The 25,903-nt window shown below is 57.9% G+C and carries 23 protein-coding genes; 21 read left to right on the top strand and 2 right to left on the bottom strand.

Annotated features, from left to right (window positions below):
• Window positions 1-82: 82 nt before the first annotated feature.
• From purM to HIJ39_RS09590, 7 genes are all read left to right on the top strand, one after another.
• Window positions 83-1,102, top strand: a complete 1,020-nt coding sequence (gene purM, locus HIJ39_RS09620; RefSeq protein WP_169099079.1) for a phosphoribosylformylglycinamidine cyclo-ligase — start codon at window positions 83-85, stop codon at window positions 1,100-1,102.
• Window positions 1,099-1,713: a phosphoribosylglycinamide formyltransferase gene (purN, locus tag HIJ39_RS09615; protein WP_169099078.1), complete on the top strand. Its 615-nt coding sequence runs from the start codon at window positions 1,099-1,101 to the stop codon at window positions 1,711-1,713. Before purM ends, purN begins: the two co-directional genes overlap by 4 nt.
• Window positions 1,692-3,194, top strand: coding sequence for a bifunctional phosphoribosylaminoimidazolecarboxamide formyltransferase/IMP cyclohydrolase (gene purH / locus HIJ39_RS09610; RefSeq protein WP_169099076.1), 1,503 nt, complete (start codon window positions 1,692-1,694; stop codon window positions 3,192-3,194). Before purN ends, purH begins: the two co-directional genes overlap by 22 nt.
• 8 nt (window positions 3,195-3,202) lie before the next feature.
• Entirely contained in the window at window positions 3,203-4,429 is a 1,227-nt protein-coding gene (gene purD / locus HIJ39_RS09605; protein WP_169099074.1) for a phosphoribosylamine--glycine ligase, read from the top strand.
• A gap of 119 nt (window positions 4,430-4,548) precedes the next feature.
• Window positions 4,549-5,067 (top strand): sigma-70 family RNA polymerase sigma factor, encoded by a 519-nt coding sequence (locus tag HIJ39_RS09600; protein WP_169099072.1) that lies wholly within the window; start codon window positions 4,549-4,551, stop codon window positions 5,065-5,067.
• Entirely contained in the window at window positions 5,060-5,380 is a 321-nt protein-coding gene (locus HIJ39_RS09595) for a hypothetical protein (protein ID WP_169099069.1), read from the top strand. The genes HIJ39_RS09600 and HIJ39_RS09595 overlap by 8 nt, the downstream gene beginning before the upstream one ends.
• The gene (locus tag HIJ39_RS09590; protein WP_169099068.1) at window positions 5,377-6,243 is read left to right on the top strand and encodes a DUF8173 domain-containing protein; all 867 of its coding nucleotides are present in this window, start codon (window positions 5,377-5,379) and stop codon (window positions 6,241-6,243) included. Before HIJ39_RS09595 ends, HIJ39_RS09590 begins: the two co-directional genes overlap by 4 nt.
• Window positions 6,244-6,614: 371 nt before the next feature.
• Here the strand turns inward: HIJ39_RS09590 and HIJ39_RS23670 are convergent, their stop codons facing one another.
• On the bottom strand, window positions 6,615-7,040 hold the full coding sequence (locus HIJ39_RS23670) for a hypothetical protein (RefSeq protein WP_207711583.1): 426 nt from the start codon (window positions 7,038-7,040) through the stop codon (window positions 6,615-6,617).
• Between the two features lie 121 nt (window positions 7,041-7,161).
• On the opposite strand from HIJ39_RS23670, the gene HIJ39_RS09580 reads away from it, so the two are divergent.
• From HIJ39_RS09580 to HIJ39_RS09550, 7 genes are all read left to right on the top strand, one after another.
• Window positions 7,162-7,449 carry a YerC/YecD family TrpR-related protein gene (locus HIJ39_RS09580; protein ID WP_169099064.1) on the top strand — a complete coding sequence of 96 codons (288 nt, stop codon included), beginning with the start codon at window positions 7,162-7,164 and terminating at the stop codon, window positions 7,447-7,449.
• A gap of 507 nt (window positions 7,450-7,956) precedes the next feature.
• Window positions 7,957-8,391 carry a hypothetical protein gene (locus HIJ39_RS09575; protein ID WP_169099062.1) on the top strand — a complete coding sequence of 145 codons (435 nt, stop codon included), beginning with the start codon at window positions 7,957-7,959 and terminating at the stop codon, window positions 8,389-8,391.
• A gap of 50 nt (window positions 8,392-8,441) precedes the next feature.
• Window positions 8,442-10,571, top strand: coding sequence for an ATP-dependent helicase (locus HIJ39_RS09570; RefSeq protein ID WP_169099060.1), 2,130 nt, complete (start codon window positions 8,442-8,444; stop codon window positions 10,569-10,571).
• Window positions 10,571-12,589, top strand: coding sequence for an NAD-dependent DNA ligase LigA (gene ligA / locus HIJ39_RS09565; RefSeq protein ID WP_169099058.1), 2,019 nt, complete (start codon window positions 10,571-10,573; stop codon window positions 12,587-12,589). Before HIJ39_RS09570 ends, ligA begins: the two co-directional genes overlap by 1 nt.
• A gap of 173 nt (window positions 12,590-12,762) precedes the next feature.
• Complete coding sequence (locus tag HIJ39_RS09560; protein ID WP_169099085.1) at window positions 12,763-13,755, top strand: oligopeptide/dipeptide ABC transporter ATP-binding protein; 993 nt, start codon at window positions 12,763-12,765, stop codon at window positions 13,753-13,755.
• Entirely contained in the window at window positions 13,752-14,756 is a 1,005-nt protein-coding gene (locus HIJ39_RS09555) for a dipeptide ABC transporter ATP-binding protein (RefSeq protein WP_169099056.1), read from the top strand. The genes HIJ39_RS09560 and HIJ39_RS09555 overlap by 4 nt, the downstream gene beginning before the upstream one ends.
• A 50-nt stretch (window positions 14,757-14,806) precedes the next feature.
• Window positions 14,807-15,238 (top strand): deoxycytidylate deaminase, encoded by a 432-nt coding sequence (locus HIJ39_RS09550; protein ID WP_169099055.1) that lies wholly within the window; start codon window positions 14,807-14,809, stop codon window positions 15,236-15,238.
• Here the strand turns inward: HIJ39_RS09550 and HIJ39_RS09545 are convergent.
• Window positions 15,235-15,414, bottom strand: a complete 180-nt coding sequence (locus HIJ39_RS09545) for a hypothetical protein (RefSeq protein WP_169099053.1) — start codon at window positions 15,412-15,414, stop codon at window positions 15,235-15,237. The two genes, HIJ39_RS09550 and HIJ39_RS09545, sit on opposite strands and share 4 nt — an antisense overlap.
• A 140-nt stretch (window positions 15,415-15,554) precedes the next feature.
• On the opposite strand from HIJ39_RS09545, the gene HIJ39_RS09540 reads away from it, so the two are divergent.
• The 7 genes from HIJ39_RS09540 to kdpB all read left to right on the top strand — a co-directional run bounded on the left by HIJ39_RS09540 (window position 15,555) and on the right by kdpB (window position 25,897).
• The gene (locus HIJ39_RS09540; protein ID WP_169099051.1) at window positions 15,555-17,432 is read left to right on the top strand and encodes an APC family permease; all 1,878 of its coding nucleotides are present in this window, start codon (window positions 15,555-15,557) and stop codon (window positions 17,430-17,432) included.
• A 51-nt stretch (window positions 17,433-17,483) separates the two neighbouring features.
• Complete coding sequence (locus tag HIJ39_RS09535; RefSeq protein WP_169099049.1) at window positions 17,484-19,136, top strand: ATP-binding protein; 1,653 nt, start codon at window positions 17,484-17,486, stop codon at window positions 19,134-19,136.
• The gene (locus HIJ39_RS09530; protein WP_169099047.1) at window positions 19,105-19,809 is read left to right on the top strand and encodes a response regulator transcription factor; all 705 of its coding nucleotides are present in this window, start codon (window positions 19,105-19,107) and stop codon (window positions 19,807-19,809) included. Before HIJ39_RS09535 ends, HIJ39_RS09530 begins: the two co-directional genes overlap by 32 nt.
• 106 nt (window positions 19,810-19,915) lie before the next feature.
• Window positions 19,916-21,778: an APC family permease gene (locus HIJ39_RS09525; protein ID WP_169099045.1), complete on the top strand. Its 1,863-nt coding sequence runs from the start codon at window positions 19,916-19,918 to the stop codon at window positions 21,776-21,778.
• 270 nt (window positions 21,779-22,048) lie between these two features.
• Entirely contained in the window at window positions 22,049-22,132 is an 84-nt protein-coding gene (locus HIJ39_RS25140; protein ID WP_169099083.1) for a potassium-transporting ATPase subunit F, read from the top strand.
• Between the two features lie 18 nt (window positions 22,133-22,150).
• On the top strand, window positions 22,151-23,845 hold the full coding sequence (kdpA, locus tag HIJ39_RS09515; RefSeq protein WP_169099043.1) for a potassium-transporting ATPase subunit KdpA: 1,695 nt from the start codon (window positions 22,151-22,153) through the stop codon (window positions 23,843-23,845).
• Window positions 23,846-23,902: 57 nt separating this feature from the next.
• A complete protein-coding gene (kdpB, locus tag HIJ39_RS09510) occupies window positions 23,903-25,897 on the top strand; it encodes a potassium-transporting ATPase subunit KdpB (RefSeq protein ID WP_169099081.1) in 1,995 nt (664 codons plus the stop codon).
• Window positions 25,898-25,903: the final 6 nt, after the last annotated feature.

Genomic DNA, 25,903 nt, shown 5'->3' with positions numbered 1-25,903 from the left:
ACGGTCGCAGAGGTCCCGGGATTTCACAAAAATCAATGAGAACAACAGGTTTCACACAAAAAACTAAGGTAGGAGGAGCTCAATGTCCAAGAACGATAACCCATCAAAAATGACCTATGAAGCCAGCGGCGTCAGCATTGAGCGAGGCAATCAGGCCGTGGATTGGATTAAGCCTTTGGCCCAAAGCACGCGGCGGCCCGAAGTCGTGGCGGATGTAGGGGGGTTTGCAGGAGCCTTTCGACTGGGTGGCGAGGATCTCTTGGCAGGTGCCGATGGAGTGGGCTCAAAATTGCTGCTGGCCAAAGAACTGGGCCGCTTCGACACCATCGGCATTGACCTGGTGGCCATGAATGTCAATGATGTCCTCGCTGCAGGCGGGGAGCCGCTCTTTTTCCTCGATTATGTGGCCTTAGGCTATCTTGATCCTGCGCGCGTACGAGATTTGGTGGCGGGTGTGGCGGCAGGATGCCGGGAGGCCGGGGCGGCGCTCTTAGGCGGTGAGACCGCCGAGATGCCTGATTTGTATCCTGAAGGGGACTTCGATCTCTCGGGGTTCGCGGTGGGAGTGCGCCGATTTCGCCCCATGCAGCCGCCGCAGGCCGGTGACGTGGTGCTGGGCCTTGCATCCTCCGGCTTTCACGCTAATGGGTTTCAATTGGCGCGTCGCGTCGTCAAAATGAGCGGGCATCGCCTTGACGACCGCCCGTCGGTGCTCGGGGGTCGGACGTTGGGCGAGGTGCTGCTTACGCCGACCCGCATCTACGTGGCGGCGATCAAAGATTTGTGGAGCCAGGTGGGCGTCAAGGCGATGGCGCACATTACCGGGGGCGGCCTTCCAGACAATCTTCCCCGGACCTTGAACGGGCTCGGGGCTCTACTAGAGGCAAGTCAATGGCCGAAACCGCCGGAAATGGATCTCATTCAGAGCTGGGGGGAGATTGAGGATTCCGAGATGGCGCATGCTTTCAATCTGGGCATCGGCTTTACGGTGACGCTTAGTCCTTCGGAGGTCGAGCGTTGCCAGAGCATTTTGTCCCGCCACCAGATTGACTCCTACCCCATCGGCGTGGTGCGCCAGCAGCCGGGGGTCGAGATCCGATGAGATGGGCCGTTTTGGTGGGAGGGACGGGCAGCAATCTGCGCGCCATTTTAGCCAGTGGCCTTCCTGTGCATTTGGTCATCTCGAACCGGATGGGCGTGGGAGCGCTCGACATCGCCCGGGAGTATGGGCTGGAGGCGGTGGTGATAACCGCCAAAGCCTTTCCTGACCGTGCCAGGTACGACCAGGAATTAGCGCGGACGCTGGGGGCCCATCGGATTGACGCGGTGGCCATGGCAGGATTTTTGCGATGGCTTCAACCTCAGACTATTCAAGCCTATCGCGGCCGGATTCTGAATCTCCATCCTTCCCTTCTCCCGGCTTACCCGGGTCTGCATGCGATTGAACGCGCTTTTTCGGATGGTGTGCTGTGGACGGGGGTGAGTGTCCACTTCGTGGATGAAGGACACGACACCGGCCCATTGGTGGCCCAAGCACCGGTGCCCCGCTTGCCCGGGGACTCATTGGCCGACCTGGAAGCCCGTATTCACGCCACAGAACACCGCCTCTATCCGCGGGTCTTGCACGCGGTGGACGAGGGCAGCGCGTGGCTTCAAGACGATGGAGTTCACTACAAGGAGGAACAGCCACCATGGATTCATGGGCACTTTTAAGTGTCAGCGATAAAACCGGGTTGGTGGAATTGGCTCGGCATTTGAGGGATGAGCAGGGGTTGAAGCTCTTGGCTACCGCCAGCACGGCGCGCCATCTAATGGACAACGGTTTTGAGGTTGCCACGGTCGAATCCTTGACCGGGTTTGGGGAGATTTTGGACGGGCGCGTAAAGACGTTGCATCCTCTCATCTACGGGGGGCTTTTGGCTTCATCCAAGCTGGATCATCAAGCGCAGCGGGAAACCATGGGGGCGCCCGATATCCGTGTCGTGGTGGTCAACCTCTATCCCTTTGAGCGGCGCTGGCAGGAAGGGCTCACCGGCGCGGAATTGATTGAGGAGATTGATATTGGCGGAGTCTCGCTCATTCGCGCCGCGGCCAAGAATAATGAACGGGTGGCAGTGCTGGTGGACCCGGGACAATATGAGCCCTATATGGATGGGCTCCACGATGAGGCCGCCCGTCGCCGATTGGCCGTGGAAGCATTTCGTCATGTCGCCTACTATGACGCCATCATCGCTGAGGCGTTGTCGGAACCGGGAGAACAGCCGGATCTTTTAGCCCTCGCGGGTCGCCGCCAAGGGACTCTCCGCTATGGGGAAAATCCTCATCAGACGGGAGCGTTTTACGCCTTCGCCCCACGGGTCGGGTTCGCGGACGCCCAACTTCTGCAGGGTAAGGCGCTCTCATTCAATAACTACGCGGATGCCGACACGGCGGTCAAGCTGGCGCGTGATTTGTCTGGTCCCGCAGCCGTCGTGGTCAAGCATCAAACGCCCTCCTCGACGGCGTTTGGCGAAACAATATTAGACGCCTATCAACGCGCACACGATGCCGATCCCGTCTCCATTTTTGGTGGGGTTGTGGCAGTCAATCGGCCCGTCGACCGGGCGTTAGCGGCAAAACTGACCGAGATCTTTCTTGAGGTGGTGGTCGCCCCGGCAGTGGAGCCGGACGCGGCGGCCATCTTGGCCAAGAAAAAGAATTTGCGCGTGCTGGTGATGTCGTTTGAACCGCATCCCTCGCTAGACTTTAAAGGAATTTTGGGCGGGGTGCTGGTTCAGCCGGCGGATGCCATCCAAAAGCCTCTGGGGGCTTGGCGGCACGTGGCGGGCCCTGCGGCGGACTTGGAGGCGTTGAGCCGGGACTTGGACCTGGCTTGGAAAACGGTCGCCCGGGTAAAGTCCAATGCGATTGTAGTGGTCAAAGACGGCGTGACCTTAGGGATTGGCGGCGGGCAAACCAACCGCATCGATGCCGCCCGCCAGGCGCTTGACCGAGCCGGGGACAAAGCCCGGGGCGCCATCGTGGCCTCGGATGGCTTTTTCCCGTTTGGAGACGTCTTGAAGCTCTGCGGCGAACGCGGGGTGGCGGTCGTGGTGGAACCGGGTGGGTCGCTACGCGATCAGGAATCCATTGATGAGGCCAATGAGGCGGGCATTACGCTAATCATGACCGATGAGCGTCATTTCCGGCATTAGGAGGGGCTATGGAGAGAGAAGCGCTGGTTGTAGGCGGAGGAGCCCGTGAGCACGCACTGGTCTGGGGATTAAAAAAAAGCGGGTGTGATGTCTACTCCACCCCCGGGAACGCAGGCATTTGCCAGGACGCCACCTGCTTTCCATCTCAGGGGCCCGACGACGTCATCGCCTATTTCGGTACCCGTCGGCCCTTGACTGTGATTGGACCGGAGGCTCCGTTGGCAGCGGGCTGGTCGGATGCTCTGAGGGCGGCGGGCTTCCCCGTGGTCGGACCGTCGGCCAAGGCGGCCCGGCTAGAGAGCAGCAAGCGGCTGGCCAAAGAGGTGATGCGCCAATATGACATTCCCACCGCCGGTGCGCGTGCGGCGCATCATCCGGAAGAACTTTGGACCATGATTGCCGAGAGCCGACACTGGCCTATGGTGCTGAAACAAAGCGGTCTGGCACAGGGTAAAGGAGTGGTGGTGGCCCCCGATCCTGAGCACGCCCGAGAAGTACTTAACGTCTGGTCCTCCCAGGATATCTGGCGCGATGGCGTGCTGTTTGAAGAGTTTCTTTCCGGATGGGAACTCTCTGTTCAGGTGGTCACCAATGGCCGCCAATACGTCTGGCTGCCGACGGCTCGCGACTACAAACGGCTTACTCCGGAGGCACAAAGCCCCAACACCGGCGGAATGGGTGCGGTCGCGCCCATTCCCTTGGACGCGGCCCTGACGGGAGAGATTAACCGTATGATTTTGGATCCCATCATGACCTATCTCTCCGAGGGCGACTTGCTCTATCGCGGAGTTCTCTATGCGGGGCTCATGATAACGGCAGAGGGGCCTAAGGTGCTGGAATTCAATGTACGACTCGGGGACCCCGAGACTCAGGTCGTGGTGCCGCTTGTCGATGTGGATTGGTGGGATTTCTGGTACCGGGTAAGCCAAGGAGACGTCCCTGCGTTGCCCGAGCCTCGGCAGGCGGCAGTGGCGGTGGTGATGGCCGCTCGCGGCTATCCGGTGCATCCTCAACGTGGCATGAGGATCGTGTTGGGTCCCGAGGCGGAGGATACCCAGGTATTCCACGCCGGAACAGGGCGTGATGGCGACGGATTTGTCAGCCAGGGCGGCCGTGTCCTGACCGTGAGCGGCTGGGCCAAAACTCTGCCCGAAGCTCGCGCCAAGGCATATCAGCGGGTAAGCCAGATAGACTTTCCGGACAGTTACATACGACCTGATATCGGCGAGTTATAGAGACGAAAGAGGAGCGGCCTTCCGCCGCTCTTTGTCATTTCTGGAACAAAATTTATCTTCCTGTGTGACTTTTCCTCGCAACGCTGGCTCTAATAGAGGAAAAGGGGCGATGGTGGCAGGTGGATGAGCGGGCGGCAATCGAGGCGGTGCTGAATGGCGACCGAGAGGCGTTTGCCGTTCTCATCGAACCACATCTGAACTTCTGGATCCGGATGGCAGCCGCGTGGCTTGGCAGTGTCCAAGATGGCGAGGACGCCGTGCAAAATGCGCTGGTGCAATGCTATCAGCATTTGGGGCAATTCCACCGCCGCGCCAAGTTTTCAACCTGGGCGACCCGGATTGTCATTCGGGAATGCTGCCGAATCGGACGGGATCGAGACCGGGGGGTGCAATTCTTGGACCGCCGCGAAGCCGCCGAGCCCGGGTTTGAGGGGGTGGTGGCTCTCGAAACAACACTCGGCGATGTCCTCAATTCGGAAGAACGGGAGCTTTTCCGACTGGCCGTTGCCGAGGGACGGTCGTGGGCGGATGTTGGACGTTTAACCGGCATGAGTTCCGGGGCGGCTAAAACCAAGTGGTGGCGAGCACGGCGACGGCTGAAAGCGGCGCTCTGGGAAGGAGAGAGTCTCGATGATTGACCAGTCTTCGCATGACCGGGTGATGCACCAGGTGATGGCAGAAATTCGCCAATTGCCGTTGCCGCGGCGTTCGGCACGGCGCTTATGGGTTGCCATGGCGTCATTCTATGGGCTTCTGGTGGCGGGCATGGTGTGGCAATCGGCCATGGTGCTTAGCTTCTGGCAGTGGATGCTAAGTGCGGTGTGGGTTGCAGGACTCGAGTGGCTCGCCTTCCACCTGCCGTTAGTGGTTGAGACGGCCGTTCTCCTCATTTTCGGACTCGGGTTTCTTTGGCATCGCGGTCGTGGACCGTTAAAGGAGCGAAACTCATGAAGCGGCTGGCCTTCTTATTGGGGCTTCTTGGTCTCCTGGCGAGTCTCATTTTCGGCTTTTCAGAGGGCGTTTATGCCCAGAATGTCAACCAGTCGGTGGGCAATTACACCGTGCCGGCCGGGCAAGTGTTTCACGGCAATATCCATGTCAACGTGGGAAACGTGACGGTGGCGGGGCGGGTCGATGGGAATGTCGACGTCAACGTGGGCAATGTGGTGGTTTCCGGAACGGTTACCGGGAACGTGGATGTGGGCACAGGCCATATTTCGACTCCGGGCGATGGCCGAATTGAAGGAACGCGTTCGGTCGGCCTGGGTTCGGCGGCAGGAAGCTCCCTAGCGGTGTCCGGTGCGGGGTCCGTTCTCTCAACCGTAGGACATTTGGGTAGTCGCGTGCCCGGTTTTTGGTCGCGGCTGGCTGGGCGCCTTTTGATCAACGTGGTATTGAGTGTCATTTTAATCGCCGTGTTCCCCCGTCCTCTCAACCGCATGGCAGTGGAAATGGAGGATGAGCCAGTACGGGCAGGGACAACGGGATGCCTGTCTTTAATAGGCTGGGTGATCGTCATGGTGGGGCTGGCCGTCATTATTATTGGCATCCCTCTAACGCTCCTCTTGGCATTTTTGGGGGCCGTGGCTCTGGTATTTTCCAACGCGGGCGTTGTCTGGTTCATAGGGCGCCGGCTGCAACAGGCATTTCGACCCGACCAAACGGGACTTTTCTATGCCAGCGTGGTGAGCGGAGGAGTGGCGCTTACCATCGCAGAGACAATTCCGGGTGTCGGCTCGTTGGTGGAATTGGCTGCAGCAGCCTTAGGAATAGGGGCAGTGGTGCGGCTTTGGGTGTGGAAGCCGCGGATTTAGAGCCCAGTTCAGAGGAATTAATTGGCACGGTGAACACTCGTCAATGAGGGCATCCTTCCCGTAGATATTGTGCGGGGGTGCGGATGCATGCAACAAACATGGCGTATTAGGACGGCGCTGGCCATCGCTGGCATGCTGTTGTTGTCTGGTTGCAGCGTGAGTATGGGGTCGCCGTCCCCGGAACACGGCAGCACCACATCCAGCCACCATAGCGGCGGCTCGAGCGGATCAAGCGATTCAGGGGGCTCAAGCGGAAGCTCTGGCGGTAGCAGTTCAGGGGGCAGCAGTTCCGGTGGGAGCAGTTCAGGCGGATCGAGTGGAAGCTCATCCGGTGGGTCGAGCAGCAGTTCTAGTGCGCCGCCCATTGAGATTCAAAAAGCTGTGCGCGATGAGATGGAGACCCCTCGCATGCAAAAGCTAATCGCTGAAACCATCTCCACCACGCAACTGCAACAGGCACTGATGACGCCCACTGGGCAAACGGTTTTGGAAAAAGCGGTCACGATGGTGCTCTCTAGTCCTACGTTCAAAAAAGAAATTGAAATGGACGTCAGCAAAACCATGTCCACGCCGCAAATGACTAGCACCATTGATATGGCGGTCAAGTCAGCGCTGATGAAAATGGCCACCTCTTCGGGATCCAGCAGCCAATCCTCTAGCGGGTCATCGAGCGGATCGTCGTCAGGCGGAAGTTCCTCGGGCGGCTCCAGTTCGGGCGGTAGTTCCTCCAGTGGAGGAAGTTCGGGTGGTTCCAGCGGCGGCGGGTCCGGCGGAGCCTCAGGTCCCGGCACGTCCAAGTCGGGCGGCTCCATGAGCTGATTGAGCGTAATTGTTTGCTGAGGTAAAATAACCCGCGTATGCTGAACCTAGGGGCGTGCTGGTGCAGACGCCCAACGAAAGGGGCAGGCGGGTCGGACGATGAATCCCAAATTGAAAACACACGACACCGATCTCTTGTGTGAAGCGATTTTGAGCCTCCAAACGGTCGACGAGTGCTACGCTTTCTTGGAGGATATTCTCACCATTAGCGAGCTGCAGTCGATCGCCCAACGGCTGGCCGTGGCGCGCATGCTCGATGAGGGCCAGACTTACGACGACATTGAAAAGGTGACCGGGGCGTCGTCCGCCACCATTTCGCGCGTCAAGCGATGTCTTTCCTTCGGAGCCGATGGTTATCGCATCGTCTTGGATCGCACCAAGAAATGAAAGCGGGGCTTTCTCAAAAGGCTGTTGTTCTACAGATGTCTCTCGTTTGACCTGTGACAACACCCTGAAAAGTTTCTCCGGATGAAGGTAACGGGTAGACAGACGCGCGACATCAGTGCGGCCATGCCTCTTGAGAAGGCCTCTTTTTATCGATGCCGGATCTTCTGTGGTTGCAACGAATCGTCAGCTTTGCCAGCATTTCGGTGGGCCTTCTATTGGACAACTCAGGGATTTTTGGTTTCGTCAAGGTATTGACTGGCGTACGTGCCGACTCGGGAGAGGCGTTAGGGCGAAGGCGCCATGTAAGCATTATCCGGATACGCGTTTTTGCGACCCGCGCGGATCTTTGTCAGTCGTTGGATCCCATGGCATCGGCAACTGACCGGGTCGAGTTCTCTTGGGAACACAAGTTCCTAACATCCTATTTTTCAGCGTGGACTCCCGGTCGCATCTCGGGCATAATATCTCCAAGATGCATTAATAAGGTAAAGCGACAGGGTGATAAAGATGGATGCGATCGGTGTGTTGCTGGAAATGGGTTTTTTAGCTCATGGCAAGCCAAAGGGATTTCGTCTGGAACCCAACCGACTCACCATCTGGGCTGAGGGCCCCGGTGCGGAAGCCGGAGTTCGAGACGCAACTGCGACATTGGGGCCTGCTATCGGGAATGAGTGGAGCTTGGCGTCAGACGGCCATCGCGTTCAAGCGGAGGTGTCATGGCCGTCGCAGCCGGCAGTCTGGATTGTGGCTCAAAATCCGGCGCTGGGAGAAAAGGAGCGGCGCCGATGGGAGGGGCGGGGGTATCCTGCTCAATTGGTATCGTCTCCTGGGGAAAATACCTTAAGCGGACTCGTCGTCGCCGTGCATGAGAACGGTCTCGGGTATCGCGGGCAACTGCCGCGCCATCCTGGGTCGGGGGCCATGGTGCAATCATGGCACTAGGCGTCGGGCGCTGATATAATGGACATATCAGTGCTGGGAGGATACGCCCGATGAATTTATTCGACGAATTGAATGAACCGCAGCGTCAAGCCTGTCTGGCGACGGACGGGCCTGTTTTAGTGTTGGCGGGAGCTGGCAGCGGGAAGACCCGAACCCTGACCTACCGCATCGCCCACTTGATTCAGAACCAGGGCGTCCATCCCGGGCAAATTTTAGCGTTTACCTTTACCAATAAAGCGGCACGGGAGATGAAAAACCGCATTAGTGTGTTAGTCGGACCCGATAGCCGCTTTATGTGGATCGGCACGTTTCATTCGGTGGCCGTGCGCATTTTGCGCGAGAACATCCGCCATTTAGGCTACGATGACCGGTTTGTCGTATACGACACGGATGATACGCGTTCGCTTTTGAAGGACATCGTACGCGAGTTCAACTGGGACGAGAAGGAATGGCCGCCATCGCTCTTTCAAACCGCCATCAGCCGGGCCAAGAACAAATTTCAAGGCCCTAAGCAATGGACTGACACCAGCTTCTTCGGTGAGCGGGTGCGGCAGGTTTATGAGCGATATCAAAAGCGGCTGAAGGACTTAAACGCGCTGGATTTTGACGACCTCATCTTTCAGACGGTAGCGTTATTGGATACCCATCCCGAAGTCAAGGCTCAATATCAGCGCCGATTCCGTCACGTGTTGGTGGACGAGTATCAGGATACCAACTTAGCGCAGTATCAGATGGTGCGGCACTTGGTGGGACCGGAAGGGAATCTCTGTGCGGTGGGTGACGACGACCAGTCCATCTACGGCTGGCGAGGCGCCGACATGCGCAATATTTTAGAGTTCCAACGCGATTTCCCCGGGGCGACGATTGTGCGTTTGGAGGAAAATTACCGATCGACGCAAGTCATTTTAGACGCCGCCAATGCGGTGGTGCGCAACAATCGTGAGCGGCTCGGCAAGGAACTGTGGACCGAGAAAAAGAACGGGGAGAAGATCCGCGTCTATCGCGCTCCTGATGAAGAAAGCGAAGCCTGGTACGCCGCTGAGGTGATTCACGAGGCGGTTCGGCACGGTCACAAGCTATCCGATTGCGCCATTTTATACCGGACCAACGCCCAGTCGCGCGCTTTTGAAATGGCCATGAGCCGTGCTGGAATCACCTACCGATTGGTGGGGGGCAAGCGTTTTTACGAGCGTAAGGAAGTTAAGGACGTGCTCGCTTATCTCCGGGTGGTCTTTAACCCCGCTGACGACATGTCGCTCTTGCGCATTATCAATTATCCGCGCCGCGGCATCGGCGATGTGGCACAGCGTCGTCTCCGCGAGTACGCGCTGGATCAAGGCGTGTCCCTGGCCGGCGCGCTGGCGGCGGCCGGCAACATCGAGGGACTTTCCGCGCAAGCGCGGCGTGCGTCGCTGGAACTCTCCGAACTATTGCGGTCCTTTCAGGCGCAAGATGGGCAAAGTTTGGCTGATCGGGTACGGCATATTGCCGAAGCCAGCCATATCATGACCCAGCTGCGTCAGGAGCGCACCCGCGAAGCAGACGACCGGCTCGAAAATATTGGCGAGCTCATTTCGGAGGCCAAGCGTTTCGAGGATGAGCAAGGCACGCCCGATTTGGGAGAATTCTTGGGCTGGGTGGCGTTGGTCTCCGACTGGGACGAGACCGATGAAGATGCCGGCGGCGTTTGGCTTATGACAGTCCACAGCGCCAAAGGCTTGGAGTTCCCAGTGGTCATTGTGGCGGGGTTGGAAGAGGGCGTTTTTCCCCATATGCGATCCATGGACGAGGGCACTGTGGAGGAAGAACGCCGACTCATGTATGTGGCACTCACACGTGCTCAAGAGGAGCTTTACGTCACCTACGCGGAGACCCGAACCATTTTGGGACGGACCACCGCCAATCCGGTTTCGCGGTTTATTAAGGAGATTCCGGAAGAGCTGGTGGCGAAGAGCCAGCGCATTGCGCCTCCCGACCGGGCGCTCTCGGGAGCCAATCGAACCGTGGAAGGGCTGGCTCTAGGCGAGAAGGTCCGTCACCCGCGTTTCGGCTGGGGTACCATTGTGGCGGTGCGTGGTGATGGGGACGATACTGAGGTGACCATTGCTTTCCCTGGAGGAGGCGTTCGTTCCTTTTTAGCCAAGTTCGCCCAATTGACCCGAGAGGAGACCGGCGCGTAGTGGAGCGGGAGGCTGCCAAGGAGCGCATCGAAGCGCTCCGACAGGTATTGGACACGTACCGCCGTCAATACTATCTCGACAATCAATCCGAGGTTACTGACGCCGAATATGATCAACTTGTCCATGAGCTTGAAGGCCTGGAAAAGGAGTTTCCGGAGTTTCGTTCGATCAGTTCTCCGACCGAGACGGTGGGCGGCGGGCTGTCGCCGGAGTTTAAAACGGTCAGATTCCTAAAGCCCGTGCTCAGTCTCGGCAACCTGCACTCCAAGGAGGAGTTCTTCGAATATGCGCGCCGTGTAGAAGGTTGGCTTAATAAGCCGGGGCCCCTGCCGTGGACAATGGAACTCAAGATTGACGGGCTTTCGGTTGTTCTGGATTATCAAGAAGGGCGCCTGCTGCGGGCCGCGACCCGGGGGGACGGACTGGTTGGCGAGGATGTGACGGCCAATGTGCGCGAGATTCAGGCCGTGCCCACCCGTTTGAACGCACCCATTTCCGGACAATTTCGCGGCGAAGTGTACTTGCCCCGCAGTCGGTTTGCCGCCATCAACGGCGATCGGGCCGAACGTGGGCTTCCGCTTTTCGCCAATCCTCGCAATGCGGCCGCCGGATCATTACGGCAACTGGACCCCGCCATCACGCGGGAGCGCGGACTTGCCGCCTTTGTCTATGAAATCCGCGAGTTAACCCAAGGCCCGGACATTGAGCGCCAGAGTCATGCTCTTCAAGCGTTAGCGGAGTGGGGATTCTCGGTCGAGCCGCATTGGAGGCTTTGTCAGACTGACGAGGACGTTCAGGCGTTCATTGATACCTTTCTAGGAGAACGGCCGCCGCTCGATTTTGATATCGATGGCTTGGTCGTGAAGTTGGACCGGTTGGATTGGCAGCGAGAATTAGGCGCGACCCAAAAGTCGCCGCGCTGGGCCATGGCGTATAAGTTTCCCCCGGAAGAAGCCTTAACCCGGGTCCAAGACATTGTGATTTCGGTAGGCCGAACCGGCACGCTGACGCCGACCGCCGAGCTTGAACCGGTTATCCTGGCAGGAACCCGCGTCAGCCGGGCCTCTCTACACAATGAAGACATTTTGCGCACCTTGGACGTGCGTATTGGGGACTCGGTGTTTGTACGAAAGGCCGGTGAAATTATCCCCGAGGTGGTACGCGTGGAAACCCGCCTTCGCCCCGACGATGCGGTGCCATTTGAGTTTCCTAAGCGCTGTCCTGCCTGCGGGGGTCCCGTGGTCCGCGTTCCGGGTGAATCCGCACATCGTTGCACGGCCGGTCTCTCGTGTCCCGCGCAGCTGCGCGAATCTTTGATTCACTTTGCTTCTCGCGATGCCATGGATATTGAGGGCTTGGGCGAAAAAACGGTTGATTTGCTGCTGGAATCCCGACTAATTGGATCCGTTTCCGACATTTATCGGCTCACATTGGAGTCCCTGTTAACATTACCGCGATTTGCCGAAGTGTCGGCGGAAAAATTGTTGCAAAACATTGAGCGGTCCAAGTCGCAGCCGCTTGCCCGGCTTATTTACGGTCTTGGTATTCGGTTCGTGGGCGAACGCGGCGGTGTGACGCTGGCCCGGCATTTCGGCCACATGCATGCCTTGATGGATGCGTCGCTCGAGGATTTGACGGCAGTGCCCGACGTTGGCCCACGAACTGCTGAGAGTGTGCGGCAATTTTTTGACGCGCCCGTTAACCGGGCCGTGATCGCGGATTTGGAGAGCCTTGGGGTTAACATGGCCCAGCCTCGAGAGACATCGGCCGAGGCGTTGCCGTTGGCGGGGCAAACCTTCGTGTTGACGGGGACTTTGAGCCGGTTGACGCGAAAAGAGGCGGCGGCCCGGCTTGAGGCGTTGGGCGCCAAGGTGGCCTCCTCGGTATCCCAAAGCACCAACGCGGTCATTTATGGCGAAAAACCTGGTTTCAAGCTGGCCCGGGCCCGGGAACTTGGAATTTCGACGATGGACGAGCAGGAATTTTTTGCGTGGTTAGCGAATCAAGGCGAGAACTGACAGGGGGACCTAAGGAGTCAGCCAGACTTATCCATTGTCGCCTGAACCTTGGACTTTTATAATGATGAAGATGGGTGAAGGTGTCGAATCGTTTGGCACTTTTATCCAAGGAATTCTTTTATTTTTTAGACACCTTGCATCGGCGCGATCCGAGACGGGAAGGAGAGACGGCTGTGGCCAACCGTGTTCTGGAGGTCAACAATCTTCAAACACACTTTTTTACGGACGAGGGTGTTGTCCCTTCCGTGAATGGTGTGAGCTTTCACATCGATCAGGAAGAGACATTGGGTATCGTGGGCGAATCGGGCTCAGGAAAGAGCGTGACCTCGCTCTCCATTATGCAACTGGTGCCCAATCCTCCAGGACGCATTGTCGGGGGACAAATCTTATTTCAAGGCGACAATCTTTTAAAGAAATCGACGGATGAGATGCGAAAAATTCGCGGCAACGACATCGCGATGATTTTTCAGGAGCCGATGAGTTCCTTAAACCCCGTGTATACGGTGGGCGCACAAATCGCGGAAGCCGTCCTCTTGCACGAGAACGTGTCCAAACGGGAGGCATTTAACCGGGCCGTTGAAATGTTGCGGCTGGTGGGTATTCCCTCGCCCGAGCGGCGGGCAAAAGAGTATCCCCACCAAATGTCGGGTGGGATGCGGCAGCGCATCATGATTGCCATGGCCTTGGCCTGCAATCCCAAGCTTTTGATTGCCGACGAGCCGACGACTGCCTTGGACGTAACCATTCAGGCGCAGATTTTGGATTTGATGAAAAAGTTGAAGAGCGAGTTTCACGCCGCGATTATGCTCATCACCCACGACCTCGGGGTAGTGGCCGAAATGTGCGATCGGGTTGCGGTCATGTATGCGGGCAAGGTCGTTGAAGAGGCCAGCACCGTGGACATTTTCCGCGAACCCCTGCACCCCTATACGGAGGGCTTGCTTGCGTCCATCCCCCGTATCGACGAAACACGCCAGGAAAAGCTCCATGTTATTGAAGGGACGGTTCCCAACCTCCTGCACCTGCCTCGCGGTTGTGCCTTTGCTCCACGGTGTCCAAAGGCGATGGACATATGCCGTCGCGAGGAGCCGACTCTAAGCGACGTCGGCGACGGACGCAAAGTGAGCTGCTGGCTGCACGCTGATGGAAAGGAGGCGGTCTCGTGAGCGCCGTACTCGATAATACAGAACAAAAAGAAATTGACCCCAATGTGCTTTTATCTGTTCAGGATTTAACTAAGCATTTTCCAATTACCGGCGGCCTCTTTTCTCGTGTCGTCGGGGAGGTCAAGGCCGTTGACGGGGTGAGCTTTGATATTAAGCGGGGCGAGACCCTGGGATTGGTAGGCGAGTCCGGCTGTGGCAAGACCACGACCGGGCGGACAGTCCTACGGTTAATCGAGCCGACTTCCGGGCACATTTACTTCGAGGGCAAGGATATTACCAAAGTCTCCAAGCAGGAAATGCGCAATCTGCGCCGTGAAATGCAGATTGTCTTTCAAGACCCGTTTGGGTCGTTGAACCCGCGGATGTCGGTTGGCGAGATTATTGAGGAGCCGCTCGTCATTCACCGCATCGGCAACAACCAGGAGCGCCAAAAGCGGGTGCGCGAGTTGTTGGAAGTGGTGGGCTTGTCCGCCTATCACATCCGTCGGTATCCCCACGAGTTTTCTGGCGGTCAGCGCCAACGTATCGGCATTGCTCGCGCATTAGCGCTGAATCCCAAGTTGGTCGTTGCGGACGAGCCGGTTTCGGCTTTGGACGTCTCGATTCAGTCGCAGATTCTGAACTTGATGGAGGATTTGCAGCGCGAGTTCGGACTGACCTATCTCTTCATCGCCCACGGCCTCAATGTTATCCGTCACATTTCCGACCGGGTGGGTGTGATGTACTTGGGCGTGATGATGGAGGTGGCAGATGCTGACGAGATCTACAAGCACCCGCTGCATCCCTATACGGAGGCGCTGTTTTCGGCCATTCCCATGCCCAATCCGGCTGCCCGGCACGAGCGCATTATTCTACAGGGCGATGTGCCGAGTCCCGTCAATCCGCCCAGCGGTTGCCGGTTTCACACCCGGTGCCCCATTGCCCAAGAGCAGTGCAAGGTGGAGCGGCCGCCGCTTAAGGAATCAGCCCCGGGACATTGGGTGGCTTGCCACTTTCGATAATTTCTTCAAAAGGGGCCCTTCGGGGCCCTTTTTTCTGAGGAGGGCCTCAAATGCGGGCTTCGTGGAGCGATTACTTCTTGGAAATGAGCCTCTTGGTCGCTACTCGCTCGACCTGTCCGAGGCGCCAGGTGGGGGCCGTGTTGGTCCGGGACCAGCGGGTGATTGCGACAGGCTATAATGGGGCGCCGCATGGCCAACCGCACTGCACCGAGGTCGGCTGCCTCATGGAAAACGGTCATTGCGTTCGGACCATTCACGCCGAACTGAACGCACTCTTGCAGTGCGCCCGTTACGGCATCGCGACCCAAGGGGTGGATTTGTACTGCACGGACATGCCGTGCCGATATTGTGCCAGGGCACTCGTGCAGGCGGGAGTGGAACGCATTTTTTATCTACGGCCCTATGAGAGTCCAGAAACGGAGCAGTTGACGGCTGAGCGGGGCCTGCAACTCATTCAACTCGATCGGCCAGCGCGCCCCTAGTCTTCTAGGGGACCAAACTCCAGTTCCTCCAATTCTTCAATGAGGGGTATGGGGTCGTGCCACTGTATCTCGAGACTCCGCATGAGGCAGGCAGGGTTGGTGTGCACACGAACGACCGTTCCCTGCCGGGCGGGATTGCGCGGGTCAGTGACCGTTTCGCCTAGTTTGATAGCCATGGCTCCTCCTCGTCGCTTCTTTTTTTCTATTATACGGCGGCAATCACCCGGAGGCTCTAGTCCCGGAAGGAATTGGGCGGGCAAGTCTCTGCCCAGTAACTGGCCCGAACGGAATCATCCAATCGTGGTACACTCGCGTTATGGACATTTGGCATTTGCTCATCGGGCGCCCGCTAAAGACGGCGGAGGCACAATCCGAGGAAATCGGCACATCCGAAGGGCTGGCAGCCCTGTCCCTGGATGCGCTTACGTCGGTGGCTTACGGGCCCGAAGCGATTGCCATTGTCTTGGTGGGATTAGGCGTGGCCGGCATTCGCTATCTTCTGCCGGAGTCGCTGGCCATTACGGGACTGTTGGCCTTATTGGTGCTGTCTTACAGCCAGGTGATTGACGCCTATCCCAAGGGGGGTGGCGCCTATGCTGTTTCCCGAGAAAATTTGGGAACCGGGGCGAGTCACTTGGCTGCCGCCGCCTTGTTAATCGACTACATCCTGACGGTGTCCATTTCCATCGCCGCGGGCATTGGCGCGCTGACCTCCGCTTGGCCGGAATTGCTGCCATGGACGGTTCCCATGTGTCTCGCTCTCCTTGCCGTGGTGACCTTTTTAAATTTGCGGGGAGTGGGAGAAAGCGCGCGGGCATTTCTTCTGCCGACGCTGCTGTTTATTGTTGGGCTGTTGGCCGTGCTGGGCTGGGGGTTTGTTCACCCGCACCTGACCCATCCCGTGCATCCGGTTCCCGTTCGGCCGCCGCACGCAAGCGCCTTCTTCTTGATGAAGGCCTTCGCCGCCGGGTGTACAGCCCTTACCGGGGTGGAAGCCATCGCCAACGGCGTGCCGCTGTTCCGAAAGCCCCGTCAGCTGCGGGCGAAGCGCACTGAATGGGTCTTGGGCATCCTGCTTGCAACCATGCTCATCGGCATTGCCGCCTTGACAATTCGTTTTGGCGTAATCCCAGGCGGCAATCAAAGTTTGCTGAGTAAGGTGATGGCGGCGGCTGTGGGACGCAGCTGGGCGTTCTTCGTGGTGTCTCTAGCGATTACAGCCGTCTTGGGATTGGCCGCCAACACCTCCTTTGGCGGGCTCCCCCTCTTGGCGAGCCTATTGGCTCGGGATCGCTTTCTGCCGCAGTCGTTTGCCATTCGCGGCGATCGCCTGGTGTTCGAGCGCGGCATTTGGGTGCTGGCGATTGCCTCGGCGATTCTGTTGGTCGCGGTGCGGGGTAATACGCAGGCACTCATTCCCATGTTCGCCATCGGCGTCTTTACGGGATTTACGCTCTCGCAGCTGGGCATGGTGGTTCATTGGGTTAAGACGCGACCGCGTGGATGGCAGATGCGGGCCCTGTTGAATGGCATGGGAACTGTGGCCACCGGCATTGCCACGCTACTCTTCGTTATCACCAAGTTCCCCGAGGGAGCCTGGCTGGTGGTTGTGGCGATCCCGCTTCTCATCTGGATGTTTCGACGGGTGTACCGCTACTATCAGCGCGTCGGCCAAGAACTCGGCATCGGCCGCGTACCGGATCCGGTTGAGCCACGGCCGCACCCCATCGTGGTGGTTCCCATTACCCCAACCCTGACAGAATTGACCCGGCGTGCGCTGGATCATGCGCTGTCGTTGAGCGATCAGGTGATTGCCGTGGTGGTGCTGTTTGAGGAGCCGGGAGATGACAATGCCAGCACCAAGACTGCCAAGCAGTTTCTGCAAGCCTGGGAGGTCTGGAATCCGCCGGTACGTCTATCCATTTTGAAATCGCAGTATCATTCGGTCGTCAAGCCGCTCTTGCGCTTTATCAGCACGCTGGAACGGCAAGCAGACGAGCGGGTGTTGGTCTTGATTCCGGAAGCAGTACCGGAAGGACTGGGCGCCAGCCTGCTCCATAATCGGTTGGGAAGCGTCATCCGGCAAGCTCTTCGCCGGCGCACGGACGTGGTGATAGGCACGGTCCCGATGCACTTCCCGGACTCCGATAGGAAATCTACGGGTCAAAAGGAAAAACCGGGGCTTCAAAGTTAGACAATAACGGCGCCTTAGTCTACCATACCTTCAGAAATGCGGGGGATTGACGTGAAGGTGCGGCTAGGGAACGGGTGGTGGTTAGCAGTGGTTGGTGGCGCAGCAGGCATTGCGCTGCTCGCGCGGCTTTCCTATGCCTGGCACCAGCAGTATCGCCAGACCCTTTTGGCCTTAGCAACCGTTCAAGAGTCGGGGAGTGTGGCGTCGGGAACGCTCCGCGCCCACTTGCTGGGCATGGCGGCCGGGTTACTACAGGTGACGCCCAAAAGCGTCGCACCGAGCACCGAAGCGTCGTATCTCACGGGGGTGGCGCTTGCCCGGTTGCACCAACTGGCCGCCAATCAGTGGTTTGTCTCTCCAGCGCTGTGGGCAATTGGCTTTGCGGTCATTTCGGTGGGCGTGTACTGGATGAAAGAGGGGCGCGTGGCTGCTCTGGAAAATGAACATCGGCTGTTGAAAGACCAGTTGCTGGCCATTGGCCGCGGCTGGGCGTCTTTGGGGGAACACGCCAATCCTACGGACGCGATGGAAGCGATTTTAGCCGAGGTGGCGCAGCACACGGCGATGAAACACGCGGCCATCTATCGCCTGACCCGCGACCGGCGAGACAGTCTTCGCTTATATGCTGTGCATGGACAGCTGACCTTGTCAGAGCGCCCAGTGCCCGCCATGTTTTTAGAGGCGGATCGCGGGTTGGTGGGCGAAGCACTTTGGCTCAACGTGCCAAGATACAGCGGGGACGACGGTTCCGGAGGCTATCTCATTCCCGGTGTTCGTCAGGCGCGGGTGGCGGTGTTTCCCCTGCGGTATCAAGAACGGCCATGGGGAATTCTGTTGTGGCAGTCTGACCAGTCGGGGTGGTTTGCCACCTATCGCGACCTGCTCGAGGTATTGGCACAGGAGATTGCCATTGCTGCCGCGTCCGCAGAAGCCGCCGACGCCGCTCGCCGCCATCACTTGATGGAGGAGCGGGCCCGGATGCAGTCGGAGATTTTGGCCAATGTGTCGCACGAACTACGGACGCCCTTGGGGCTGGTGAAGGGCTACCTGGAAACGCTGGAGCGGGCGGGCGATCGGTTGCTGGCGGAGGAGCGCAGCGAATTCCTGCAGGTGGCGGTTCAAGAGACGCGGGAATTGGAGGCGCTCATCGAGCAGCTCTTAACCATGTCCACCTTGGATAGCACCGGGATTCCCTTTCAGCCGCAATGGTTTTCCTTGGAGAGCTGGCTTAATCAGCTCTTGGATCGCTTTCCCGTATGGGAGCGGTCGCGCATCAGGGCCGTTGGCTTTGAGCAGGAGAATCTTCGCGGCTATGGTGATGCCAAGGCCTTAATAACAGCGGTGAGCGACTTGGTGCAAAATGCTCTCAAGTATTCAGAGGGCGCCGTTGAGGTGGCGTACGGCGCGTCCGAGACGGGATGGCGAGTGTCTGTGCGCGATTTTGGACCGGGGGTGCCGACGGCCGATATGGATAAGATTTTTGAGCGCTTCTATCGTTCCCCCGTTCATGCCCAGTCGGAAATTCGCGGGTCAGGGTTGGGGCTATCCATTGTCAAGCGCATCGCCGAGGCGCATGGCGGAACCGTTCATGCGGAGAACATGCCGGATCCCAAGGGATTTCGGGTGGCCATCTTGCTGCCTTGGGCCCTTACGGGTGTAAAGGAGGGCGAGCATGGACGAGAGCGGCTTAGTATTGGTCATTGATGATGAAGCTAAATATCGACGGCTCATTACCACCAATCTCAAAATGGCTGGCTACGCGGTGGCAGAAGCGGCCAATGGCCATGAGGCGTTGACGTTGATTTACGACCGCGAGCCGGACGTGGTGCTCTTAGACTTGCGGCTTCCCGATATGGATGGGTTTCATCTGTGCGAGCGGATTCGCAAACTCTCCACCGTACCGGTGATGGTGCTGACCGCATTGAATTCGGAAGCTGATACTATTCAGGCGCTCGATCTAGGAGCGGACGATTACCTGGCCAAGCCCTTCTCGCCGGGGGAGATGTTGGCGCGGATACGGGCCCTTTTGCGGCGAAGCCGTGACTTTTCGGAGTCGCGGGATGCGGGCTGCGGAGACATCCGCCTCATTAAGGACACCCGCGAAGTGGAAGGGCCAAACGGCCGCGTACGACTGACCCCCATTGAATGGAGGCTCTGTCAGGAACTTACCCAGCATTGCGGCAAGGTGCTCACCCATGAACATTTGCTAGGGCGGGTCTGGGGACCGGGGTATCAGACCGAGCATGAGTATCTGCGCGTGTACATCCGGCGGATTCGGGGATACATTGAACCGGATCCGCACCGTCCTGTCTACTTAGTGTCGCACGCGGGTGTTGGCTACGCGCTCTATCCTAAGCCGCATGGCCAGGGTGATTAGAGGGTTGGAGGCAGGCCAGTCCCTGGAAGTTGTGCCCCAGTTTGGGAAACTTCCTCTCCTATGGTACAAACAAAATGTTTAGGACTGGTTGCATGGGAGGACGGCGATGGACTGGCGGCGGGTCTTAATCGGAAGACCACTCAAAGACCGCGAAGGGACCGAGCGGAAGGTTAACGTTTTTCAGGGCCTGGCTGTTCTAGCTCCGGATGCCTTGTCGAGCGTGGCTTACGGGACCCAGGAAATTCTCATCATGCTAAGTTATGCCGGGATGGCGGCGCTATGGTTTTCTCTGCCCATATCCGCCACCTTGGTGCTGTTGCTGGCCTTTTTGGTGTACAACTATCGCCAAATCATAGCCGAGTACCCGAACGGCGGGGGCGCGTATGTCATTGGGCGCGATACGTTAGGGCCGGGGATTGGTCTCATTGCTGGGGCCGCGCTGTTAATCGACTATACGTTGACCGTTGCCGTAAGCGTCACAGCAGGCGTCGCGGCCCTGGTCTCGGCGTTCCCCAGGCTAGGACATTGGACGGTTTGGGTCTCCGTGTTGTTTACCTTGTTTATCATGGTGGTAAATCTGCGCGGTACCAAAGAATCGGCGCAGTTGTTCGCTTTTCCCACCTATCTTTTCATCGCCATGGTTCTCATCATGGTGGGGTATGGCCTCATCCATCCCGAATTTGCCATAGCAAGGCCCGCCTCGGTGCTCTCCCCAACCACATCAGCGCTGGCGGTCGGGCCGCTATTGCTATTGCGCGCCTTTAGCTCAGGATCCTCAGCGCTCACAGGCATTGAAGCAATTTCCAACGGGGTCCCCATCTTCCGAAATCCCGCACCGGGCCAAGCGCGAACCACGCTGATGTTTCTCGGGATTTTGTTGGGCGCGATGTTTTTCGGGACCTCACTGGTCGCGAACCGATTGGGGCTGCATCCCAACGCGGCTCATGCCTTCCCGGTCACGGTTCTGCAACTGATGGCCGGCCGTCTATTTGGCCGTGGAGTCTATTTTTATTTGTTATCATTTGTGACCATGGCGATTTTAGCGATTGCGGCCAACACCGGCTTTGCGGGATTCCCGCAACTGGCCAGCACCATGGCCCGGGACCAATGGATGCCGCGTATGTTTTTAAGTCGCGGAGACCGGCTTGTGTATCAAAACGGGATTTTGGTCCTAGGCGGATTTGCGATTCTCCTTATTATCCTCTTCAAAGGCAATACGGCTGCCCTGATACCTCTGTACGCAGTTGGGGTATATATGAGCTTTACCATTGCTATGGTGAGCCTGGTGAAGAAACGATGGGCTCAAAATGCGGATGGCCGCCGCGTCACCACCATCATTACGGCGGGACTGGGCGCGGTGCTGACAACGGCTGTGGTGTTCATCTCCGTCATCACCAAGTTCACGGAGGGAGCCTGGATTGTGGTGGTCGCGATTCCCTTGATGCTGTGGGGATTCCGGTCGGTCCGCCGCCATTACCGAATGGTGGCGGACATCTTGCGCATGGAAGACTTGTCAGGCAAGCCAACACCAAAGCAGTTGGTGGTGATTGTCCCCGTAGCCAGCATCAATCAGATGACCATGGGGGTTCTCTCGACAGCCCTTTCCATGAATCCGGACGAGCTTTTGGCGTTGCACATCGCGACCAGTCCCGAAAGAGAGCAGCAGATGACCGAGCGCTGGAAGCAATGGAATCCCGACTCGCGTATCAAACTGGTGGTGGTTCAGTCCCAGTATCGAGCCGTGTTGCGGCCGATGGTGCGTTACATAGACCACCTGTCGCGCCTGTTTGCGCCGGGGAGAGTCATCGTGGTGATCCCGGAACTGCTGGTTGAAAAACGGTGGCAAAACATTCTCCATAACCACATGGGATTTGCCCTGGAGGCGATCATGGTGTTTCGCCGGTCCATCGCTGTGATGATTGTGCCGTACCGCCTGCCCCACAAGTCATCAGACTCCCCTCCCGGTTGACTCTAACCTTGGCGAATTTCAAACACCCTGGAGGCCACGACAGCCCAGTTGCTCTCGTGGCCCCCGTTTTTTTACGGCGTTTTTATGCATCCAAGGTGTTCTTTTACGGACTTTTTTACGGGAAAAGGCTGATACTAACCGGGTGTAAAAGGGAGGAAGGTGAGGACAATGCTGGATGTGGAGATGATGGTGCTCGTTCTCGCGCTGTTGGGGGTCATGTTGGCTTTGCTTCACTATTTAGAACGTCTTTAGAGCAAGGAGGGCTCCGTTGTGACAGGTGGCATTTTGTTGGGCCTCGCGGTGGCCGTCAGCATCTATTTGGTGTACGTCATCATTCACCCTGAGAAATTCTAACCGTGAGGAGATGATTGAGTGTCGCTGCAAACGGTAGCCGTGTGGGTGGTGGTCATCGGGATTTTTGTGGTGACCGTGAAGCCCCTCGGCACGTATATCGCCAAGGTCTTTTCGTATGAGCCGACCTTTTTGGACCGACCAATGCGGCCGATCGAGAACGGTATTTACCGGCTTTTTGGCATTGACCCGTCAAAGTCGATGACGGCGAAGCAGTACGGCGTGGCATTGGTATTGACTAACTTTGCTTGGATCATCATTTCGTACGTGTTGCTCCGGCTTCAGGGCCATTTGCCGTGGAATCCCGAGCACATGACCGCGGTGAATCCGCAGCTGGCGTTCAACACGGCCGCCAGTTTTGGGACCAATACCAACTGGCAGGCGTACGGCGGAGAAAGCACGCTCTCGTACTTCTCGCAGTTTGGCAATCTATCGTTTTTGCAGTTTGTGACGCCGGCCATCGGCGGAACCATGCTGATTGCCTTTATTCGCGCGTTGTCAGGCAAGAAGATGGGCAACTTCTTTGTGGACCTGGTGTTGATGTGCACCCGAATCCTGCTGCCTTTGGCCATTGTCTTCACGGTGCTTTTGGTGTGGCAGGGCGTGCCGGAGACTTTAGCTCCGTATTTGCACGTGCATACCATTACGGGACAGACACAGGTGGTGGCGCGGGGACCGATTGCCAGTTGGGATTCGATTGAACACTTGGGCACCAACGGCGGTGGCTTTACCAACGCCAATAGCGGGAATCCGCTGGAGAACCCGACGCCGCTCACTAACATCTTTGAGTCGATAATGATGGGCCTTGTTGAGATCGCGTTCTTCTACGCCCTCGGTGTGATGACCGGTAAGAAGAAGATGGCCTGGACACTGATTGGTGTGGCCGGAATCTTCTGGTTTGCTATGGGCGCCATGATTTACTTCCCGATGCACGCCGGAAGCCCGATTGTGAATGCGTTGGGGCTGCATGGGCATGTCTATCGTGTAGGCACCGAGCTCCGCATGGGAACTGGGGGCGACACGATATTTGGGATGTCGACCATGGGCTTTACCACCGGTTCTGTCGTCACGGCGCATGACAGCGCGCTGCCTATTACCGGATTGTCCTTCATGATTGGCATGTTCTTGAATCTGGTGTTCGGCGGATTTGGCGTGGGATTGCTCAACATGCTGATGCTGGTCATCATCGCCGTGTTCCTGATGGGGCTGATGGTTGGTCGTACGCCCGAGTTCCTCGGCAAGAAAATCGAGGCCCGCGAAGTGTCATTGGCCTCCATTGCCTTTCTTCTGCATCCGTTCATCATCTTGGTGGGTACGGCACTTTCGGTGGCGTTGCCGGTCGGCTTAAAGGGCGTGTACAACCCCGGACCACATGGATTTTCGGAGATTCTCTACGGGATCTTGTCGGGTGCAGCTAACAACGGTTCGGCATTTGCGGGCCTTGGCGCGGCTCTGCCTTATTACGAGGTGACGATCGGCATTGTAATGATCGTGGCGCGCTTTGCCTCGGTGATTGCCATGTTTTATCTCGCCGAGTCGCTTCTCAAGAAGAAGGCGGTGCCTGAAACGTCGGGGACGATGCGCACCGAAGGAATGCTGTTTGGCGGCATCTTGACAGGCGCGGTGGTGGTGCTGAACGCCTTGACGTTCTTTCCGGTGGTGGCGCTGGGGCCCTTGGCCGAGCACTACTTATTAATGGCCCATCACCTGTTTTAGGTCGGCGTAAGGGAGGATTATTCGCATATGGCAACGGCATCGGAAACACCGAGCAAAATGGGCGGGCAATATTTCGGCGAAGTACTGAAAGACACCTTTGCCAAGCTCAATCCCGTGCAGATGATTCGCAATCCGGTCATGTTTGTGGTGGAAATCGGCACGCTGGTCACGCTCATCTTTACCATTGGATCGGTCGGCAAACCTATTTTCGGGTATGAGCTGTTAGTGACCATTATCCTCTTTTTCACCATTCTCTTTGCGACCTTCGCGGAATCGTACGCCGAGGCGCGCGGCAGGGCGCAGGCCGACTTTCTCCGGCGTACCCGGTCCAGCACCCGGGCGAAGAAGCTTAAAGATGATGGTTCTTGGGACTGGGTTCCTGCCGAGCGACTGGAGAAGGGGTCACGCGTGTTGGTTGAAGAAAACGATGTGATTCCCAGCGACGGCGAGGTGCTGGAAGGGGTGGGCTCGGTGGATGAGTCCGCTATCACCGGTGAATCGGCACCCGTCATTAAGGCAAAGGGCGACAGTGTCACGGGCGGGACGCGGCTGTTGTCCGACCACTTGGTGGTTGAAATCACCACCAGTCCTGGGGAAACCTTTCTTGACCGTATGATCGCCTTGGTTGAGGGAGCCAGTCGGCAAAAGACCCCCAATGAGATCGCCTTGTCGGCGCTGTTGGGCGTGCTCACCCTTATCTTCGTTCTAGTGGTTGTGACGCTGGTTCCTCAGGCCAGCTACTTTGGGAAGCATGCCACTGACATCACCACGATGGTCGCACTTTTGGTGTGTCTGATTCCGACCACGATTGGGGCGCTGCTGTCGGCCATCGGCATCGCAGGCATGAACCGCGTGGCGCAGGTGGATGTCGTGGCGAAGAGCGGACGCGCCGTCGAGGCGGCCGGCGACATTGACACCATCATCCTCGACAAGACCGGCACGATTACCATTGGAAACCGCATGGCGACCGAGTTCATGCCCATCCAAGGGGTGAGCGTGGAAGAGGTGGCGGAGGCGTCGCTCTTGGCCTCGTTGGCTGACACCACGCCGGAAGGTCGGTCGGTGGTGGAATTGGCGCAAGATGTGCTGAAAGTCGAGCAGCTGCCCGAGGCCGATGGCGAGCCGGTACCTTTTTCCGCGCATACGCGGATGAGTGGCGTCGACCTCAATGATGGCCGGCAGATTCGAAAGGGCGCGGTTAGCGCCATCGTGGAGATTACGGCGCCGGAGACCAAGGAGGAGCTGAATAAGCTCGCGGAGGCTGTAGCCGGCGAGGGCGGTACGCCGCTGGCCGTGGAAGTGGACGGCAAGGCACTCGGCGTCATTCGATTGAAGGACATTGTTAAAACCGGTCTAAAAGAGCGCTTTGACGACTTCCGCAAGATGGGCATTCGAACGGTGATGGCGACGGGTGACAACCACATCACCGCCGCCGTTATCGCTCAGGAGGCAGGCGTCGATGACTTCATCGCCGAGCTCAAACCTGAGGACAAGATTGAGGTTATTAAAAAGGAGCAGGCGCAAGGAAAGCTGGTCGCCATGACCGGTGACGGCACCAACGACGCGCCAGCACTAGCTCAAGCGGATGTGGGGTTGGCGATGAATTCTGGAACCATGGCAGCCAAGGAAGCGGGCAACATGATTGACCTGGAGTCCAACCCGACGAAGTTGTTAGACGTAGTCATGGTGGGAAAGCAGCTCCTCATCACCCGCGGCGCACTCACCACCTTCTCAATCGCCAACGACGTGGCGAAGTACTTCGCCATCATCCCGGCCATGTTTGCTGCGGTTCCGGAGTTGTCGGTGCTCAGCAAGCTGAACATCATGGGGCTGAAGACACCGCACGGCGCGATTTTGTCGGCGCTAATCTTTAACGCCCTCATTATCCCGGCGCTGATTCCCTTCGCCATCCGGGGCGTCAAGTATCGAGCGGAATCGGCCGACAAAATGCTGGCTCGCAACATTTTCAACTGGGGTGTCTTGGGCGTGATTATCCCGTTCGTCGGCATCTGGGCGATTGACCACGTGCTGGGATTATTCGGACTCGCATAGGAGGAG

Source organism: Sulfobacillus harzensis (assembly GCF_012933365.1).
Lineage (GTDB): Bacteria > Bacillota > Sulfobacillia > Sulfobacillales > Sulfobacillaceae > Sulfobacillus_B > Sulfobacillus_B harzensis.
The sequence above is the reverse complement of the archived record's forward strand: the minus strand, read 5'-3'. Positions and strand labels throughout refer to the sequence as shown.

Bases quoted from the DNA above. Each gene is read 5' to 3' on its own strand.
- purN (WP_169099078.1), top strand. From the start codon at position 1,099: ATGAGATGGGCCGTTTTGGTGGGAGGGACGGGCAGCAATCTGCGCGCC.
- HIJ39_RS09575 (WP_169099062.1), top strand. From the start codon at position 7,957: ATGGATGCGATCGGTGTGTTGCTGGAAATGGGTTTTTTAGCTCATGGC.
- HIJ39_RS09580 (WP_169099064.1), top strand. From the start codon at position 7,162: ATGAATCCCAAATTGAAAACACACGACACCGATCTCTTGTGTGAAGCG.
- purH (WP_169099076.1), top strand. From the start codon at position 1,692: ATGGATTCATGGGCACTTTTAAGTGTCAGCGATAAAACCGGGTTGGTG.
- kdpB (WP_169099081.1), top strand. From the start codon at position 23,903: ATGGGCGGGCAATATTTCGGCGAAGTACTGAAAGACACCTTTGCCAAG.
- HIJ39_RS09530 (WP_169099047.1), top strand. From the start codon at position 19,105: ATGGACGAGAGCGGCTTAGTATTGGTCATTGATGATGAAGCTAAATAT.
- HIJ39_RS09545 (WP_169099053.1), bottom strand. From the start codon at position 15,414: ATGGCTATCAAACTAGGCGAAACGGTCACTGACCCGCGCAATCCCGCC.
- HIJ39_RS09525 (WP_169099045.1), top strand. From the start codon at position 19,916: ATGGACTGGCGGCGGGTCTTAATCGGAAGACCACTCAAAGACCGCGAA.
- purM (WP_169099079.1), top strand. From the start codon at position 83: ATGTCCAAGAACGATAACCCATCAAAAATGACCTATGAAGCCAGCGGC.
- HIJ39_RS09570 (WP_169099060.1), top strand. From the start codon at position 8,442: ATGAATTTATTCGACGAATTGAATGAACCGCAGCGTCAAGCCTGTCTG.
- HIJ39_RS09540 (WP_169099051.1), top strand. From the start codon at position 15,555: ATGGACATTTGGCATTTGCTCATCGGGCGCCCGCTAAAGACGGCGGAG.
- purD (WP_169099074.1), top strand. From the start codon at position 3,203: ATGGAGAGAGAAGCGCTGGTTGTAGGCGGAGGAGCCCGTGAGCACGCA.
- HIJ39_RS09595 (WP_169099069.1), top strand. From the start codon at position 5,060: ATGATTGACCAGTCTTCGCATGACCGGGTGATGCACCAGGTGATGGCA.
- HIJ39_RS09590 (WP_169099068.1), top strand. From the start codon at position 5,377: ATGAAGCGGCTGGCCTTCTTATTGGGGCTTCTTGGTCTCCTGGCGAGT.
- HIJ39_RS09550 (WP_169099055.1), top strand. From the start codon at position 14,807: ATGCGGGCTTCGTGGAGCGATTACTTCTTGGAAATGAGCCTCTTGGTC.